This window comes from Streptomyces sp. NPDC002566 (assembly GCF_042889585.1).
In the GTDB taxonomy this organism is placed as follows: domain Bacteria; phylum Actinomycetota; class Actinomycetes; order Streptomycetales; family Streptomycetaceae; genus Streptomyces.
In genome coordinates this window covers 59760-75426 of the sequence record NZ_JBIARD010000009.1, presented here as the reverse complement: position 1 = coordinate 75426, position 15667 = coordinate 59760, and the positions used below count along the sequence as shown (strand labels likewise).

The window sequence follows — 15667 nt, the reverse complement described above, 5'->3', positions numbered from 1 at the left end:
TGTCAAGTGGGTGGGACATGGGTCTCATTATGTGAGCGTAGGGGCGTCCCGCCCAGGACGGCGGTGATGCCGCTGGTGTACGTCGCCGTCCCGCCGCCCGCGAACGCGGGTTCGACGGGTCCGTGCGGCACCGGGTAGTCGCCGCGGGCGAGGGCACGGCGCAGCCGGTACTCGTCGAGCGGCCCGGAGAACGCCATCCCCTGCCCGTGCGTACAGCCCATCGCGCGCAGGGCGACGACCTGTTCGGGCAGGTCCACTCCCTCGGCCACGGACTGGAGTCCGAGGTCGCCCGCGATCCGCAGCAGCCCGCTGGTGATCTTGTGCAGCCGCGCGGACTCGACGACGCCCTCCACAAGCCCGCGGTCGAGCTTGAGCACGTCGACGGGCAGCCGGCGCAGGGCCGTTATGGCCACGCAGCCGCCGAAGCCGTCCAGCGCGATCCGCACGCCGAGCCGGCGCAGGGCGCCCAGCCGGCGCTCCAGGTCGTCCAGCGGCACCCGGGAGTCGATGTCGGACAGCTCTATCACCAGTGACGCGGGCGGCAGTCCGTGCCGGGTCAGCAGGGCCTCGACGGAGCCCAAGGGCATCGACCGGTCCAGCAGGCGACGGGCGCCCACCCGCACGACCACCGGCTGGTTCAGCCCGCCTGCGGCCCGGTCGGCGGCCTGGGCGACGGCCTCCTCCAGCGTCCAGCGGCCCAGTTCGGCGGTCTTGTCGCTGTCGTCGGCGTCCTGCGAGACCCGCAGGAACTCCGCCGGTGTGAACAGCACGCCCTGGGAGGACCGCCAGCGCGCCTGGGCTGCGACCGACGCGATCCGGCCGTCCTCCAGCCGCACCACCGGCTGGTGCAGCAGGGCGAACTCGCCGTCGTGCAGGGCGGCTCTCAGCCGCGTGGCCAGCTCGGCCTTGCGGACGACGTCCTGCTGCATCTGCGGCTTGTACAGCTCGACCCGGCCCTTGCCGCCCGCCTTGGCCCGGTACATCGCGAGGTCGGCGTTGCGCAGCAGTTCGCCGGCGCCGAGCCCGGTCTCGGCGAAGGCGACGCCGATGGAGGCGGCCACCCTGACCTCGCTGCCGTCGATGAGGTAGGGCTGGGACAGCGTGACCCTCAGCCGGTCGGCGAGGTCCACGATGTGCCGCTCGCGCGCGGAGCGGTCGCGGGTGCCGTCCCCGACGATGAGCGCCGCGAACTCGTCGCCGCCGAGCCGGGAGGCGGTGTCGCCCTGGCGGACGGAGTCCTGGAGCCTGCGGGCGGCCTGGACGAGCAGTTCGTCCCCGGCCTGGTGGCCGATGGTGTCGTTGACGGCCTTGAAGCCGTCGAGGTCGATGAAGAGGACGGCGGTGTTGCGCAGGGCGGTGCCCCGGTCGGAGCTGCGGCGGCCGGAGAGCGCCTGCCGCACGCGCCGGGTGAACAGCGCCCGGTTGGGCAGGTCGGTGAGCGGGTCGTGCTCGGCGTTGTGCTGGAGCTGCGCCTGCAGACGCACGCGTTCGGTGACGTCCCTGCTGTTGAAGATCAGGCCGCCCTGGTGGCGGTTGACGGTCGACTCGACGTTGAGCCAGCCTCCGTCGCCGGAGCGGAAGCGGCACTCGATACGGGTGGTGGGTTCGTCCTTGGGGCTGGCGGCGAGGAAGCGGCGCACCTCGTGCACCACGCAGCCCAGGTCCTCCGGGTGGATGAGCTGGGCCAGTTCGGTGCCCACCAGGTCCTCCGCGGACCGTCCGTAGACGCCGGCGGCGGCCGGGGAGACGTAGCGCAGGATGCCGCTGGGCGCGGCGATCATGATGACGTCGCTGGAGCCCTGCACCAGGGAGCGGAAGTAGTTCTCCTTCTGGGCCAGTTCCTGGGTGAGGGTGATGTTGTCGAGCAGCATGATGCCCTGGCGCACCACGAGGGCCAGCACGACGGCGCCGCCGGTCAGGAGGACCACGCGGTCGACGCTGCGGCCGTTGAGGACGTTGTAGAGGATGCCCAGGGTGCACACGGCGGCCGCGAGGTAGGGCGTGAGGGCGGCGAGGGAGCCGGTGATGGGGCGGGTGGCCGGGTACCGGGCGTGCTCGCCGGGCGGCTGCGGCCGGGGGTCGCGCTGCGGAGGCGCGGCGACGACGGTGCGCCGGCCGGGCAGGTGCTCGTGCACCACACGTGTGTGCCCGTCCCCGCCGCGCCGGTGCTGCCGGTCCGCGGCCCAGGGGGCGTAGGCGAGCAGCAGCGAGCCCGCGAACCAGCCCGCGTCGAGGAGTTGGCCCGAGCGGTAGGAGTGGTGCAGGAGCGGTGAGGTGAACAGGGCGTCGCACATGACGGTCAGCGCGAGGGCGCCGACGGCGGTGTTGACCGCCGTGCGGTTGACCGGCGAGCGCCGGAAGTGGAGCACCAGCACCATGCTGACGAGGGCGATGTCGAGCAGCGGGTAGGCGAGGGACAGCGCGGCGTGGGCCACGCTGGGGCCGTCGAGCTGCGCCGCCTGGGCGAGCGCGAGGCTCCAGGAGAGCGTGAGCAGTGAGCCGGCGATCAGCCAGGCGTCGAGCGCGAGGCAGACCCAGCCGGCCTTGGTGACGGGGCGGGCGGCCAGCACCAGCAGTCCCACGATCGCGGGCGGCGCGAAGCACAGGAAGAAGAAATCGGCGTAGCTGGGGCTGGGCACGGGCCGGTTCAGCACGACCTCGTACCAGCCCCAGACCAGGTTGCCGAGGGCGGCCATCGTCGAGGAGAGCCCGAACAGCAGCCAGGCGGGCCGAAAGCGGATGCGGCGGTTGCGCGCGTAGAGGAAGCAGGACACCGCCGCCGTCCCCGCCGCGGCGGCGAGGCCGAAGTCGCCCATGACCAGGGCGGTCCGGTCGGATCCCCAGCCGCACGCGGAGCCGACGGCGTAGCCCGCGCACACCAGGGCCAGCACCAGTTGGCGGACCGCTCCCGGTCCATGGCCGCAGGACGGCGGCTCGGACGGCGACGCGCCCGGCGCCGGGTGCGCGCGCGGCGCTCCGTCGAGGAGGGGGGTGGAGGTCGGCGGCGAACTCACCGTGGCCTCCCGGTCGGTGCCCGGTGACCGGCGGGGCCGCCGCGTCGTCGGCGCGTGGCCGCGTGGCAGGGCCGTCGGCGGCCGCTCCACCGCGTCGGATCGTTCGTCCATTGGCCGTGCATCGCCCGTCGCCCCCCTCACAGTCTGGAATGTTCGTCCCCGGCGCCGAACGGTGCGCGGCGCAGCCCCAGTCCGGACGATACACCAGTCTCGTCACTCAGGGACATAGTTCCTCTACGCTCAGTGACGACCAGCGGCGACGCGCGCACGTACCGCGTCCGCGGGACTGCGGAGGGTGCCCGAACCGGAGCGCCCGCGTGCCACGGCCGTCACGTCTCGTCCGCGGCACCCGTCGTCAGGATCACGTTGCGCAGCGGCTCCTGGTTCACGAATCGCCTCAACTGGTCCGCCAGCAGCCGTTCGGCGCGCGGCCGGAACGCGGACGTGGGGCCGCCGACGTGCGGGCTGATCAGAACGCCCGGCGCCCGCCACAGCGGGTGGCCCGGGGGCAGCGGCTCGGGGTCGGTGACGTCCAGGGCGGCGGTGAGCCGGCCGCTCTCCACCTCCGTGAGCAGGGCCTTGGTGTCGACGACCGCGCCGCGGGCCACGTTGACGAGGAGGGCGCCGTCCTTCATGCGGGCGAGGAAGTCGCCGTCCACGAGGCCGCGGGTGCTGTCGTTGAGGGGCGTCGAGAGGATCACGACGTCCGCTTCGGGGAGGAGGGCGGGCAGATCGGTGAAGGGGTGCACCGGGCCGCGCTCCGTGGTGCGCGCGGAGCGCGCGACGCGCGCCACCCGCGCCACCTCGAAGGGCACGAGCCGGTCCTCGATCGCCTCGCCGATGGCCCCGTAGCCGACGACGAGGACGCTCTTGTCGGCGAGCGCCGGATGGAACTCGCCGCGCCACACGCCCTGTTCCTGCGCGCGCACGAACTGCGGGATCCCGCGCAGGGAGGCCAGGGTCAGGGTGAGGGCGAGCTCCGCGGTGCTGGCCTCGTGCACCCCGCGCGCGTTGCACAGCCGCACCCCGGGCACGAGGTCGGACAGCCGGGCGGTGATGTCGTCGACGCCCGCGGTGAGGGTCTGCACGACCTGGAGGCGGCGCATCTCGCGCAGCGGGCGCACCTTGACCGGCTGACGCTTCATGTACGGCACCACGTACACGACGCAGTCCGCGGGATCGCCGGGGAAGTCCTGGTCGCCGGTGTCGCCGCCGTCCCAGAAGAGGTAGCGGGGGCCCTCGGGGAGGCCGGCGATCTCGTCCGGCGGGATGGGCAGCCAGACGTCGCGGGGTGTGTCCGTAGTCATGCCCAGGAGGCTATGTGAGGCACGCACGCGTGCAGAGGTTAGGTTGGTGGACCAGGACAGGGAGGGTCACGAGCAGGTGGAGCGCAGGACGATCGGCGCGGCGGCGCTCGCGGTGGGGGCCGTCGGACTCGGGTGCATGCCGATGAGCTGGGCTTACAGCGGGTCGCGGCAGCGGGGCGACGAGTCGCTGAGGGCATTGCACCGGGCACTGGATCTGGGCGCCTCCCTTCTGGACACGGCCGACATGTACGGCCCGTTCACCAACGAGCTTTTGGTGGGGCGGGTGTTGAAGGAGCGGCGTGCGGACGCGTTCGTGTCGACGAAGGTGGGGCTGCTGGTCGGCGAGCAGCACATCGTGGCCAACGGCCGTCCCGGCTACGTGAGAAGAGCCTGCGACGCCTCGCTGCGGCGGCTGCAGACGGACGTCATCGACCTCTACCAGCTGCACCGGGCCGACCCCGAGGTTCCCGTGGAGGAGACCTGGGGCGCGATGGCGGAGCTCGTACAGGCGGGCAAGGTACGGGCGTTGGGGTTGTGCGCGGTGGGCGCGCGGGGCGGCCGGCGGTCGGGCGGGCGGCTCTACGACGCGACGATCCGGCAGTTGCGGCGGGTGCAGCAGGTCTTCCCGGTGAGCGCGGTGGAGGCGGAGCTTTCGGTGTGGTCGCCGGAGGCGCTGGAGGCGCTGCTGCCGTGGTGCGAGGCGCGCGGGGTGGGCTTCCTCGCGGCGATGCCGCTGGGCAACGGCTTCCTCACCGGGACGCTGACCCCGGGGCAGGGCTTCGAGCCGGACGACATGCGGGCCCGGCACCCCCGGTTCACCGCCGAGATGATGGCCGCGAACCAGCCGATCGTCGCCGGGCTGCGGCGGGTGGCCGCGCGGCACGGCGACACGGTGACGGCGGCGCAGGTGGCGCTGGCGTGGGTGCTGGCCCAGGGGCGGAACGTGATCCCGGTGCCGGGGACCAAGCAGGAGCGCTGGGTCACGGAGAACGCCGCGGCGTGCGGGCTGCGGCTGGCCGTGCGCGACCTGGCGGAGGTGTCGGCGTTGCCGGCGGCGCGGGTGTCTTGGGAGTGACGCTCCGCTGGGGGCGCGGGTGGGGGTCGGGTGCCCTGCCCGGGGTGACATGGCTTGGTCGGTGCCTGTCTTCGGGTGCGGCTCCGTTGTGGCTTGGCGCGCAGTTCCCCGCGCCCCTTGGGTGGGGTGCCCTGCCCGGGGTGACAGGCCTGGTCGGTGCCTGTGTTCGGGTGCGGCGGCGTCGTGGCGCTGCCCTGCCCGGGGTCGGTTGTTCTGCGTTGGGGATTGGGAACTCTGACGGGGTGGGCGGTGTATGACAAGGGGAAGGTGCCGTGTGCGTTGTGGCGAAGGGACCGGGATCGTGCAGCGTCGAGCAGTGAGGGCCGTGGCGGCCGCGAGTGCGCTTCTGTTGGCGGCCGGCTGCTCCTCCGACGGCGGAGGGCCGGCCGGTGGCGCGGCGAAGCCGTCCGCCGCGCCCACGTCCGCCGCGTCCGCGCCCGCGCAGTCCCCCGCCGAGGCGGCCCCGCCCGCGAAGGGCACCGTCACGGTGGTGCGCACGGTGGCCGAGGGGCTGAACAGCCCCTGGGGTCTCGCCCCGCTGCCCGAGGGCGGTCTGCTGGTCGCCTCGCGTGACGAGGGGACGATCACCCGGGTCGACGCGGCGACGGGGAAGAAGACCCTGCTGGGCGAGGTGCCGGGGGTCTCGGCGGCCGGTGAGGGCGGTCTGCTCGGCCTGGCCCTCTCCCCCGACTACGCCGCGGACCACATGGTCTACGCCTACTTCACCTCCGCCTCGGACAACCGCGTCGTACGCATGCTGTACGACGCGCGGCGGCCCGCCGGGGAGCAGTTGGGCGCACCCGACACGGTGTTCAGGGGCATACCCAAGGGCATGATCCACAACGGCGGCCGGATCGCCTTCGGCCCCGACCGGATGCTCTACGCGGGCACGGGAGAGACCGGCGACGTGGGACTGGCCCAGAACAAGGAGTCCCTGGGCGGCAAGATCCTGCGGCTGACCCCGGAGGGCGAGCCGGCCCCGGGCAACCCGTTCCCCGACTCCCCCGTGTACTCGTACGGGCACCGCAATGTGCAGGGCCTCGCCTGGGACTCCGAGCAGCGCCTGTTCGCGGCGGAGTTCGGCCAGAAGACGTGGGACGAGCTGAACGCGATCACGCCGGGCGGTGACTACGGCTGGCCCGAGGTCGAGGGCAAATCGGACGACCCGGCCTACCGCAACCCCCTCGCCCAGTGGAGCACCGACGAGGCCTCCCCCAGCGGCATCGCCTACGCCAAGGGCTCGATCTGGATGGCGGGCCTGCGCGGGAAGCGGCTGTGGCGCGTCCCGCTGAAGGGCACGCAGGCGTCGGCGGACCCCCAGGCCTTCCTGGAGGGCGAGTACGGCCGGCTGCGCACGGTCGTCGCGGCGGGCGGCGACAGGCTCTGGGTCACCACCAGCAACACGGACGGCCGGGGCGCGCCCAAGGGAGGCGACGACCGAATACTGGAACTCCGGGTGAGCTGAGCGCCCCGAGGTGCACTGTGCCGCTCACGCGCCCGCTTCCGGCTCCTCCTCGCCCCGGTCCGTCGGCGGTGCCGGCGGGCGGACGACGACTTTGCCGGAGGACAGGTCTATCGGGCCGTGACCGGGGTCGGTGTCGCCGACGTCCTCCCGGGTCAGCTCCAGGCGGTTCTGCTCGTCGCGGGTGTGCTTGCGGCCGGGCGCGAACAGCTCCTCGAACATGTTGAACACAGCGCCTCCACAGCCGGGTCCTGCCAGCGTACGCCTCAGCGCGTCGCGGGCGTCTCGGCCGGGAAGAGCCCCAGCCGGTGCGCTGTCGCCGCCGCCTCGCCGCGGCCGGAGACGCCGAGCTTGGCCAGGATGTTGGAGACGTGGACGCTCGCCGTCTTGGGTGAGATGAACAGCTCCTGCGCGATCTGCCGGTTGGTGCGGCCGGCGGAGACCAGGCGCAGGACGTCGCGTTCGCGGTCGGTGAGGCCGAGGGCGCGGACGGGGTCGTCCGGTGCGCCGGCCGTTCGCGCGGCCACTGCGAGGCGGGCGCGCTGGGCGAGCCGGGCGACCGCGTCGGCGAGCGGGCGGGCGCCGAGATGGCCGGCCACGGCGTGGGCGAGGCGGAGCAGTTCGCCGGCGCGCTCGCGTTCGTCGTCGCCGCCGGCGTCAAGGAGCGCCTCGGCCTGGCGGTACCGGGTGCGGGCGAGGTCGTAGGGGCGCTCCAGGGCCTCGAACGCCGTGACCGTCGCGCACCAGTCCCCGGGGCGGGCGCGGCCCTCGGCGCGCAGGAGTTCCACGGACAGCCAGTGTGCGTGGGCCTGCCAGACGGGGACGATCGCGGGAAGCTGCTTGGCGGCCTCTCGGATGCGGTCGAGGACCGCGGCGCGGCCCTCCTCGGCGGCGGGCCGGGTGCGGGCGTCGCCCTCGACGGCGGCGGCGGTGATCAGCAGGGGCCAGGCGTAGCGCTGGGCGCCGGGCGGGAAGCCCCGGTCGAGGACGCGGGTGAGGTGGTCGCGGGCGTCCGTATGGCGGCCGTCTACCGCGGCGAGGGAGACGGCGAGGCGGGCGAGGGGGATCTCGTGGTGGGGTGAGTGGTCCTGGGCACCGAAGTATCCTCTCGCCGCCTCCAGTTGGCGTGCTGCCTCGGCGAGGTCACCGCGGCAGAGGGCGAGTTCGGCGGACAGGGCGGCATGGAAGCCCTGCATGGCGACGCCGAGGCCGATGCGGCCGGCGACGGCGCAGGCGCGCTCGGCTTCGTCCCAACGCCCCAGGGAGATCAGGGATTCCGCCCGGTTGGCCTGGATCCAGGCCTCGCTCTCGGCCAGTTGCCGGCCCCGGGCGAAGGCCACGCCCTCCTCGATGATGGGCAGGGCCTCGTGGGAGCGGCCGACGGCCTCCAGTTCGTTGGGCAGGTTGACGTAGGCGTTCAGGGCGACGGAGGGGACGTCCTCGGCGAGCGCGCGCTCCTTGACCTCGTACAGCTCGGTGAGACCGGCCTCGACGTGGCCGGCGTCGACCATGAGGACGCCGAGGATCTGGCGGGCGTTGAGCTCGACCTCGCGGGCGCCGACCATCCGGGCGTACTCCACGGCGTGCTCGCCCGCCGAGTAGGCGTCGGGGCCCGGGGCGTGCAGCAGCGACCAGTTGGCCATGTGGGTGAGCACCTCGGCGTGCACCTCGCTGGGCGGCAGGCCGCGTATCAGGTCCTGGGCGGTGGCCAGTTCCTCGCGCCCGCTGCCCCGGCCGAGGAAACGAACCAGCCGGGAGCGCTGCACCCAGAACCAGGCGGCGCGCAGCGGGTCGTCGGCGTCCTCCAGGAGGCGCAGCGCCCGCTTGGTGATCTTCAGTGCCCGTTCGCGTTCCCCGCAGAGGCGTCCCGCGACGGCCGCCTCGGCCAGGAGGTCGAGGTAGCTCAGCGGCTCGGTGGCGGAGCCGCAGTCGCGGGACGGGGGGACCTCGATGTAGTCGGCGGGGCGCAGCCGGGCGCGGACCTCCTCGGGCACGGTCTCCCACAGTTCCATCGCCCGCTCCAGCAGCCGCAGTTGCTCGCTGTAGGCGTGCCGGGAGCGGGCGGCGACGGAGGCGTCGAGGACGGCGGGCAGGGCCTTGGCCGGGTCGTGGGCGTGGTACCAGTAGCTGGCCAGCCGCATGACGCGCTCGTCGGCTGGGACGAGTGTGGGGTCGGCCTGGAGGGCTTCGGCGTAGCGGCGGTTGAGGCGGGAGCGTTCGCCGGGGAGCAGGTCGTCGCTGACGGCCTCGCGGACGAGGGAGTGGCGGAAGCGGTAGCCGTCCCCGGCGGGTGTGGCGAGCAGGAGGTTGGCGCCGACGGCGGCCCGCAGCGCCTCGATGAGGTCGTCCTCGGTGAGCCGGGCGACGGCGGCGAGCAGCCGGTGCTCGACGGTGGAGCCGCCCTCGGCCACGATCCGGGCGACGCTCTGGGCGCTCTCGGAGAGCGCTTCGACGCGGACGAGCAGCAGGTCGCGCAGGGAGTCGGTGAGTCCGGTGCGGCAGCCCTCGTGGGCGGCGACGGCGAGTTCCTCGACGAAGAAGGCGTTGCCGTCGGAGCGTTCGAAGATGTCGTCGACCTGGGCCGGGTCGGGTTCCTGGGCGAGGATGCCGGCGACCTGCCGGCCGACCTCCTCGCGGGTGAGGCGGGCGAGTTCGATGCGGCGGACGGTGCGCAGCCGGTCGAGTTCGGCGAGCAGGGGGCGCAGCGGGTGGCGGCGGTGGATGTCGTCGGAGCGGTAGGTGGCGAGGACGACGAGGCGTCCGGTGCGCAGGGTGCGCAGGAGGTAGGCGAGGAGGTGGCGGGTGGAGGCGTCGGCCCAGTGCAGGTCTTCCAGGGCGACGACGACGGTGCGGTCGGCGGCGACGCGTTCCAGGAGGCGGGCGGTGAGTTCGAAGAGACGGGCCATGCCCTCCTCGTCGTGCCGGCCGCCCGTCGCCTCACCCAACTCGGGCAGCAGGCGGGCCAGTTCGTCTTCCTGGCCGGCCGCCGCGGCGGCCAGTTCCGCGGGCAGCGCGCGGCGCAGGGCGCGCAGGGCGGTGGAGAAGGGCGCGAAGGGCAGTCCGTCGGCGCCGATCTCGACGCAGCCGCCGAGGGCGACGACGGCGGCGGAGCGGTGGTCGCCGGTGCGTCCGGCCGTGGCGGCCGTGGCGGCCGTGCGGGCGAACTCCTCGACGAGCCGGGTCTTGCCCACCCCGGCCTCGCCGCCGATGAGCAGTGCCTGCGGTTCTCCCGAGGCGGCGCGGGAGAGGGCGTCGTTCAGGACGCCCAACTCCTCGGCTCGGCCTACGAAGACGGGACTGACGCACCTGGTATCCACGGGGGCGAGCATCGCACAGCGGCGTGGAACCGCCCCAGTGGTCGTCGTCACGGCGGTGCTTGTCGTCGCGGCGGGGCGGGAGGCGCGGCCGGCGCTCACGCGGTCCGGGTGGACCGGAGTCGGCGCGGGCGGCCGTCGCAGGGCGCGCCGTTGTCGGCGCGGGCGCGTTCGGCGGCCTCGCGGCGGGCGGCGCGGCGGGCGCGGACGGCCTCGCGGGCGAGCCGCTCGTCGTCGGCCCGCCGGATCAGTTCGGCGGCACGGACCTGCTGGTGGGTGTACTCGAACACGATGTCCCCCTGGGATGCCGGTGGTCGGGGCTGCTGTCGCGGCGCCGTCCGCCGCGATGCCTCCACCTTCCTGGGCCAGGGGGGTCCGTCACATCGGGAGAGTTCCGCATCTTCGGGCCGCTCGGGGGGCCTCAGACGCGCGTAAGGGGCCTCAGAGCGGCCGTAAGGTGCTTACGGCCGCTCTGAGGCCCCTTGTCGTCGCTCGGTGCGTCCGGTGAGCCGGGCGCGGCGCTCAGCTCGCGGACGGCAGTCCGAACAGGATGCCGGTGTACTTCAGGACGGCCAGCAGCAGGCCGATCACGCCGACCGTGACGCCCGCCCAGGCGACCGACTTGATCCACGGCGCCTGCGGCCTGCCGGGCGCGCCGAACGCGGGCCGGGCGAGCACGACGAAGCCCGTGACGAGCGCGGCCAGCGCGAACACGCCGGCCCACAGGGCGGTGGCCTGCCAGGCGTCGCCGTAGACGGCCTGGATCTGCTGGGCCACGCCGGCGCGCGAGGAGGTCTCCAGCTGGCCGATGAGGGTCTGGCGGGCGGCGGCGACGGTACCGAGCCAGCCGCCGTTCAGGGACGCCAGGCCCAGCACGACCGACACCACCGCGCCGGCGCCCTGGCCGACCCCGGAGGGCCCGGCGGCCGGGGCGCCGCCCGCCTGTGCGGTCGGTTCGCCGTCGGTGTCGTCCGCCGCGTGGGGCGTGTTCTCGGCGACCTCGGCCGTCGTCTCGCGGCCCGGGCCGTCGGCCTTCTTCTCGGCGGTTTCGGCGCCCGTCGTGACGCCGGTCTCGTCTTCAGTCTTGGTTGCCATGTCCCGCACCGTACGGACGCTGTCTGAGAGGTTTCTTAACGTCCGCTGTGAGCGCCGCGCACGCGTGCGGCGCGCCATTCGGGGGCCAGCACGGACCAGGTCTCGAGGTCGTGCCGCACTCCGTGATGGGGGTAGGCCTCCCGCCGTATGCCGTCCCGGGTCATCCCCAGCCGGCGGGCCACGTTCAGGCTGGGCTCGTTCCCCGCGGAGGCGACCCATTCGACGCGGTGGATGCCGCGCTGCTCGACGGCGAAGTCGATCAGCACCCGCATGGCGCGGGTGACCAGTCCGCGCCCGGTGCCCGCGGGCTCCAGCCAGCAGCCGACCTCGCAGTTGCCCTGCTCGGCGTCGAAGTTCAGGAACAGCACGCCGCCGACGAGCCGGCCGTCCAGCCACAGGCCGTGCAGGGAGCCGGTGTCCGCGGCGCGCATGTCGCCGTACCGCTGGAGCAGTTCGCGGGCGGTGTCCACGTCGGTGGCCTTCGACCCGAAGGGCACGAACCGGTTGATGAACTCGCGGCCGCGTTCCAGGTGGGCGAGGAACTCCTCGGCGTGCCAGGGCTCCAGTGGGCGCAGTTCCGCTCCGTCGTCGCCCAGCGATATCGCGTACATCCTGCTGCCGCTCCTCCTGTGAGACCGTTCCCGACCTCGGTGAGCCTCTCACGGGCGGGGCCAGTGGCCGGGCCGCGGCGTCAGTCGGACTGGTCGCCGACGGCCATGATCATCACTCCGGCGATGAGCAGCCACAGTGCGCGTCGGGTGCGGCCGCGGGAGCCGAGGAGCGCGGCGAGCGCGCAGACGACGGCGCCGAGGGCGTACGCGGCGGGGACGAGCGCGGGGGCGGGGCCGGTCAGCCGCAGGAGCGACGCCGCGAGGCCGGCCAGGGTGAGCAGGGCGCCGGTGCCGGTCGCCGTCCAGCGGGCGCGCCGGGCGTCCTCGACGCCGTACTCCTCGTCCTCGTCGACGGCCGTACCGCCCTGGACGTCGCCTTGCCTGCCGGAGTCGGGTCGTGCACTCATGCCGCGCGAGCGTAGCGCCTTCGGCGACGGGGCAGGTCAGCGGGGTGCCGAAGCCGGAGCGTGCGAAGGGGGACGCTCCTAGTCGGTGCGTCCCCCTTCGAAACCCCGTGGGCCGGGTCAGGCGTCGGTGACGCCGAGCTGCTGCAGGATCAGCTCCTTGACCCGGGCCGCGTCGGCCTGGCCCCGGGTGGCCTTCATGACCGCGCCGACCAGCGCGCCGGCCGCGGCCACCTTGCCGCCGCGGATCTTGTCCGCGATGCCCGGATTGCCGGCGATGGCCTCCTCGACGGCGGCGGTGAGCGCGCCCTCGTCGGAGACGACCTTCAGGCCGCGCTTGTCGACGACCTCGTCCGGCGTGCCCTCGCCCGCGAGGACGCCCTCGATGACCTGACGGGCCAGCTTGTCGTTCAGGTCGCCCTTGGCGACGAGCTCGGCGACCCGGGCGACCTGCGCCGGGGTGATCGCCAGCTCGTCGAGCGCCTTGCCCGACTCGTTGGCGCTGCGCGCGAGTTCGCCCATCCACCACTTGCGGGCGGAGGCCGCGTCGGCGCCCGCGTCGATCGTGGCGACGATCAGGTCCAGAGCACCGGCGTTGGTGATCGACTGCATGTCGGTGGCGGAGATGCCCCACTCGGCGAGCAGCCGGTTGCGGCGGGCCAGCGGCAGCTCGGGCAGCGCGGAGCGGATCTCCTCGACCCACTCGCGGGACGGGGCGACGGGGACGAGGTCGGGCTCCGGGAAGTACCGGTAGTCCTCGGCCTCCTCCTTCACCCGGCCCGAGGTCGTCGACCCGGTGTCCTCGTGGAAGTGGCGGGTCTCCTGGACGATCAGGCCACCGCTCTGGAGTACGGCGGCATGCCGCTGGATCTCGAAGCGGGCCGCGCGCTCCACGGACCGCAGCGAGTTCACGTTCTTCGTCTCCGAGCGCGTGCCGAACTTCTCGCTGCCCTTGGGCATCAGCGACAGGTTCACGTCGCAGCGCATCTGGCCCATCTCCATGCGGGCCTCGGAGACGCCGAGCGCGCGGATGACCTCGCGCAGCTCACGCACGTACGCCCGGGCGACCTCGGGAGCACGCTCGCCCGCGCCGACGATCGGCTTGGTGACGATCTCGATGAGCGGGATGCCGGCGCGGTTGTAGTCCAGCAGGGAGTGGGACGCGCCGTGGATGCGGCCGGTGGCGCCGCCGACGTGGGTCGACTTGCCGGTGTCCTCCTCCATGTGGGCGCGCTCGATCTCCACGCGGAAGGTCTCGCCGTCCTCCAGCTGCACGTCGAGGTAGCCGTTGAAGGCGATCGGCTCGTCGTACTGGGAGGTCTGGAAGTTCTTCGGCATGTCCGGATAGAAGTAGTTCTTCCGGGCGAAGCGGCACCACTCGGCGATCTCGCAGTTCAGCGCGAGGCCGATCTTGATCGCGGACTCGACGCCGGTCGCGTTGACGACCGGCAGCGCGCCGGGCAGGCCGAGGCAGACCGGGCAGGTCTGGGTGTTCGGGGCGGCGCCGAGCGAGGTCGAGCAGCCGCAGAACATCTTGGTCCGGGTGCCGAGTTCGACATGGACCTCGAGGCCCATGACGGGGTCGTACGACGCCAGCGCGTCCTCGTACGACACCAGGTCGGTCGTGGTGGTCACGGTGAACTTTCCCTCTCAGCCCAGCAGGACGTCGTCGTCGCCCAGCCGCTTCAGCTCGCGGTACAGGACGGCGAGGCCGGTGACGATGGCGGCGGCGGACACGGTGGCGTCGATCACGACCAGGAGGTCGTTCTCGGCGCGGGCCTTCCGGAGCCGCTTGGCGACGCCGAGCGCGCCGAACGCGGTGCCGGCCATGGACAGGTACAGGCCGGACTTGGACTTGTTGAAGCTCTTGGCCTTGGTCAGTGCGCTCACAGCGACGGAGCCTCCTCGAGAAGCGGGTGCCCCCACCTTTCCACGAAGGCGGCCTCGACGGCGGCGCCGACCTTGTACAGCCGGTCGTCCTTCAGGGCCGGGGCGATGATCTGCAGTCCGACGGGGAGGTTGTCCTCCGGCGCGAGGCCGCAGGGCAGCGACATGGCCGCGTTGCCCGCCAGGTTGGTGGGGATGGTGCACAGGTCGGCGAGGTACATCGCCATCGGGTCGTCGGCGCGCTCGCCGATCGCGAAGGCGGTGGTCGGCGTCGTCGGGGAGACGATCACGTCGACCTGCTCGAAGGCCTTCTCGAAGTCGCGGGTGATGAGCGTGCGGACCTTCTGCGCGGAGCCGTAGTAGGCGTCGTAGTAGCCCGAGCTCAGCGCGTACGTGCCGAGCATGATGCGGCGCTTGACCTCGGGTCCGAAGCCCGCCTCACGGGTGAGGGAGGTGACCTCCTCGGCCGAGTGGTTGCCGTCGTCGCCGGTCCGCAGGCCGTAGCGCAGGCCGTCGAAGCGGGCGAGGTTGGAGGAGCACTCGGACGGCGCGATCAGGTAGTACGCCGACAGGGCCAGGTCGAAGGACGGGCAGTCCAGCTCGACGATCTCGGCGCCGAGCTCCTTGAGCAGGGCGACGGACTCGTCGAAGCGCTGGATGACGCCGGCCTGGTAGCCCTCGCCGCGGAACTGCTTGACCACGCCGACGCGCATGCCGGCGACGCTGCCGTTGCGGGCGGCCTCGACGACCGGCGGGACCGGGGCGTCGATGGAGGTGGAGTCGAGCGGGTCGTGGCCGGCGATGACCTCGTGCAGCAGGGCCGCGTCCAGGACCGTACGGGCGCAGGGGCCGCCCTGGTCGAGGGAGCTGGAGAAGGCGACCATGCCGTAACGGGACACCGCGCCGTACGTCGGCTTCACGCCGACCGTGCCGGTGACGGCGGCGGGCTGGCGGATGGAGCCGCCGGTGTCGGTGCCGATGGCGAGCGGGGCCTCGAACGAGGCGAGCGCGGCGGAGGAGCCGCCGCCGGAGCCGCCGGGGATCTTGGTGAGGTCCCAGGGGTTGCCGGTCGGGCCGTAGGCGCTGTTCTCCGTGCTCGACCCCATGGCGAACTCGTCCATGTTGGTCTTGCCGAGGATGACGACGTCGGCGGCCTTCAGCCGCCGGGTGAGCGTCGCGTCGTACGGCGGGATCCAGCCTTCGAGGATCTTCGAGCCGACGGTCGTCGGGATGCCCTCGGTGGTGAAGATGTCCTTGAGCGCGAGGGGGACGCCGGCCAGCGGGCCGAGCTTCTCGCCGCGCTCCCGCTTCTCGTCGACGGCGCGGGCCTGCGCGAGGGCGCCCTCGCGGTCGACGTGCAGGAAGGCGTGCACCTTCTCGTCGACGGCCTCGATCCGGGCCAGGTGTGCCTCGGTGACCTGCACGGCCGTGAGCTCGCCGGAGGCGATCTTCGCGGCGATCTCGGCGGCCGTGAGCTTGATGATGTCCGTCATGGCTG

At 73.4% G+C, this 15667-nt stretch carries 13 protein-coding genes; 2 read left to right on the top strand and 11 right to left on the bottom strand.

What is annotated here, in order from left to right; translation table 11 throughout:
* Positions 1 to 2 precede the first annotated feature (2 nt).
* The gene (locus ACFYXA_RS30670; RefSeq protein WP_389039306.1) at positions 3 to 3014 is read right to left on the bottom strand and encodes a putative bifunctional diguanylate cyclase/phosphodiesterase; all 3012 of its coding nucleotides are present in this window, start codon (positions 3012 to 3014) and stop codon (positions 3 to 5) included.
* A gap of 329 nt (positions 3015 to 3343) precedes the next feature.
* A complete protein-coding gene (locus tag ACFYXA_RS30665) occupies positions 3344 to 4321 on the bottom strand; it encodes a 2-hydroxyacid dehydrogenase (RefSeq protein WP_352250019.1) in 978 nt (325 codons plus the stop codon).
* Positions 4322 to 4397: 76 nt separating this feature from the next.
* On the opposite strand from ACFYXA_RS30665, the gene ACFYXA_RS30660 reads away from it, so the two are divergent.
* Positions 4398 to 5396 (top strand): aldo/keto reductase, encoded by a 999-nt coding sequence (locus ACFYXA_RS30660; protein ID WP_352250109.1) that lies wholly within the window; start codon positions 4398 to 4400, stop codon positions 5394 to 5396.
* 253 nt (positions 5397 to 5649) lie between these two features.
* Positions 5650 to 6861 carry a PQQ-dependent sugar dehydrogenase gene (locus ACFYXA_RS30655; protein WP_389039025.1) on the top strand — a complete coding sequence of 404 codons (1212 nt, stop codon included), beginning with the start codon at positions 5650 to 5652 and terminating at the stop codon, positions 6859 to 6861.
* 24 nt (positions 6862 to 6885) lie between these two features.
* Here ACFYXA_RS30655 and ACFYXA_RS30650 read toward each other — a convergent pair whose 3' ends face one another.
* The 9 genes from ACFYXA_RS30650 to gatA form a co-directional block, all read right to left on the bottom strand.
* Positions 6886 to 7089 (bottom strand): DUF6191 domain-containing protein, encoded by a 204-nt coding sequence (locus ACFYXA_RS30650; RefSeq protein WP_389039022.1) that lies wholly within the window; start codon positions 7087 to 7089, stop codon positions 6886 to 6888.
* A 35-nt stretch (positions 7090 to 7124) separates the two neighbouring features.
* Positions 7125 to 10187 carry an AAA family ATPase gene (locus ACFYXA_RS30645; RefSeq protein ID WP_389039302.1) on the bottom strand — a complete coding sequence of 1021 codons (3063 nt, stop codon included), beginning with the start codon at positions 10185 to 10187 and terminating at the stop codon, positions 7125 to 7127.
* A gap of 83 nt (positions 10188 to 10270) precedes the next feature.
* A complete protein-coding gene (locus ACFYXA_RS30640; RefSeq protein ID WP_352250024.1) occupies positions 10271 to 10462 on the bottom strand; it encodes a hypothetical protein in 192 nt (63 codons plus the stop codon).
* Between the two features lie 232 nt (positions 10463 to 10694).
* Positions 10695 to 11267 (bottom strand): hypothetical protein, encoded by a 573-nt coding sequence (locus tag ACFYXA_RS30635; protein WP_389039019.1) that lies wholly within the window; start codon positions 11265 to 11267, stop codon positions 10695 to 10697.
* A 35-nt stretch (positions 11268 to 11302) separates the two neighbouring features.
* The gene (locus ACFYXA_RS30630; protein ID WP_389039016.1) at positions 11303 to 11878 is read right to left on the bottom strand and encodes a GNAT family N-acetyltransferase; all 576 of its coding nucleotides are present in this window, start codon (positions 11876 to 11878) and stop codon (positions 11303 to 11305) included.
* An 80-nt stretch (positions 11879 to 11958) separates the two neighbouring features.
* Complete coding sequence (locus ACFYXA_RS30625; protein WP_351098886.1) at positions 11959 to 12285, bottom strand: hypothetical protein; 327 nt, start codon at positions 12283 to 12285, stop codon at positions 11959 to 11961.
* Between the two features lie 117 nt (positions 12286 to 12402).
* Entirely contained in the window at positions 12403 to 13917 is a 1515-nt protein-coding gene (gene gatB / locus ACFYXA_RS30620; protein WP_351098887.1) for an Asp-tRNA(Asn)/Glu-tRNA(Gln) amidotransferase subunit GatB, read from the bottom strand.
* Positions 13918 to 13932: 15 nt separating this feature from the next.
* Positions 13933 to 14172, bottom strand: a complete 240-nt coding sequence (locus ACFYXA_RS30615; protein WP_130443268.1) for a hypothetical protein — start codon at positions 14170 to 14172, stop codon at positions 13933 to 13935.
* Positions 14169 to 15662, bottom strand: a complete 1494-nt coding sequence (gene gatA / locus ACFYXA_RS30610; protein WP_389039012.1) for an Asp-tRNA(Asn)/Glu-tRNA(Gln) amidotransferase subunit GatA — start codon at positions 15660 to 15662, stop codon at positions 14169 to 14171. The genes ACFYXA_RS30615 and gatA overlap by 4 nt, the downstream gene beginning before the upstream one ends.
* Between the last annotated feature and the right edge of the window lie 5 nt (positions 15663 to 15667).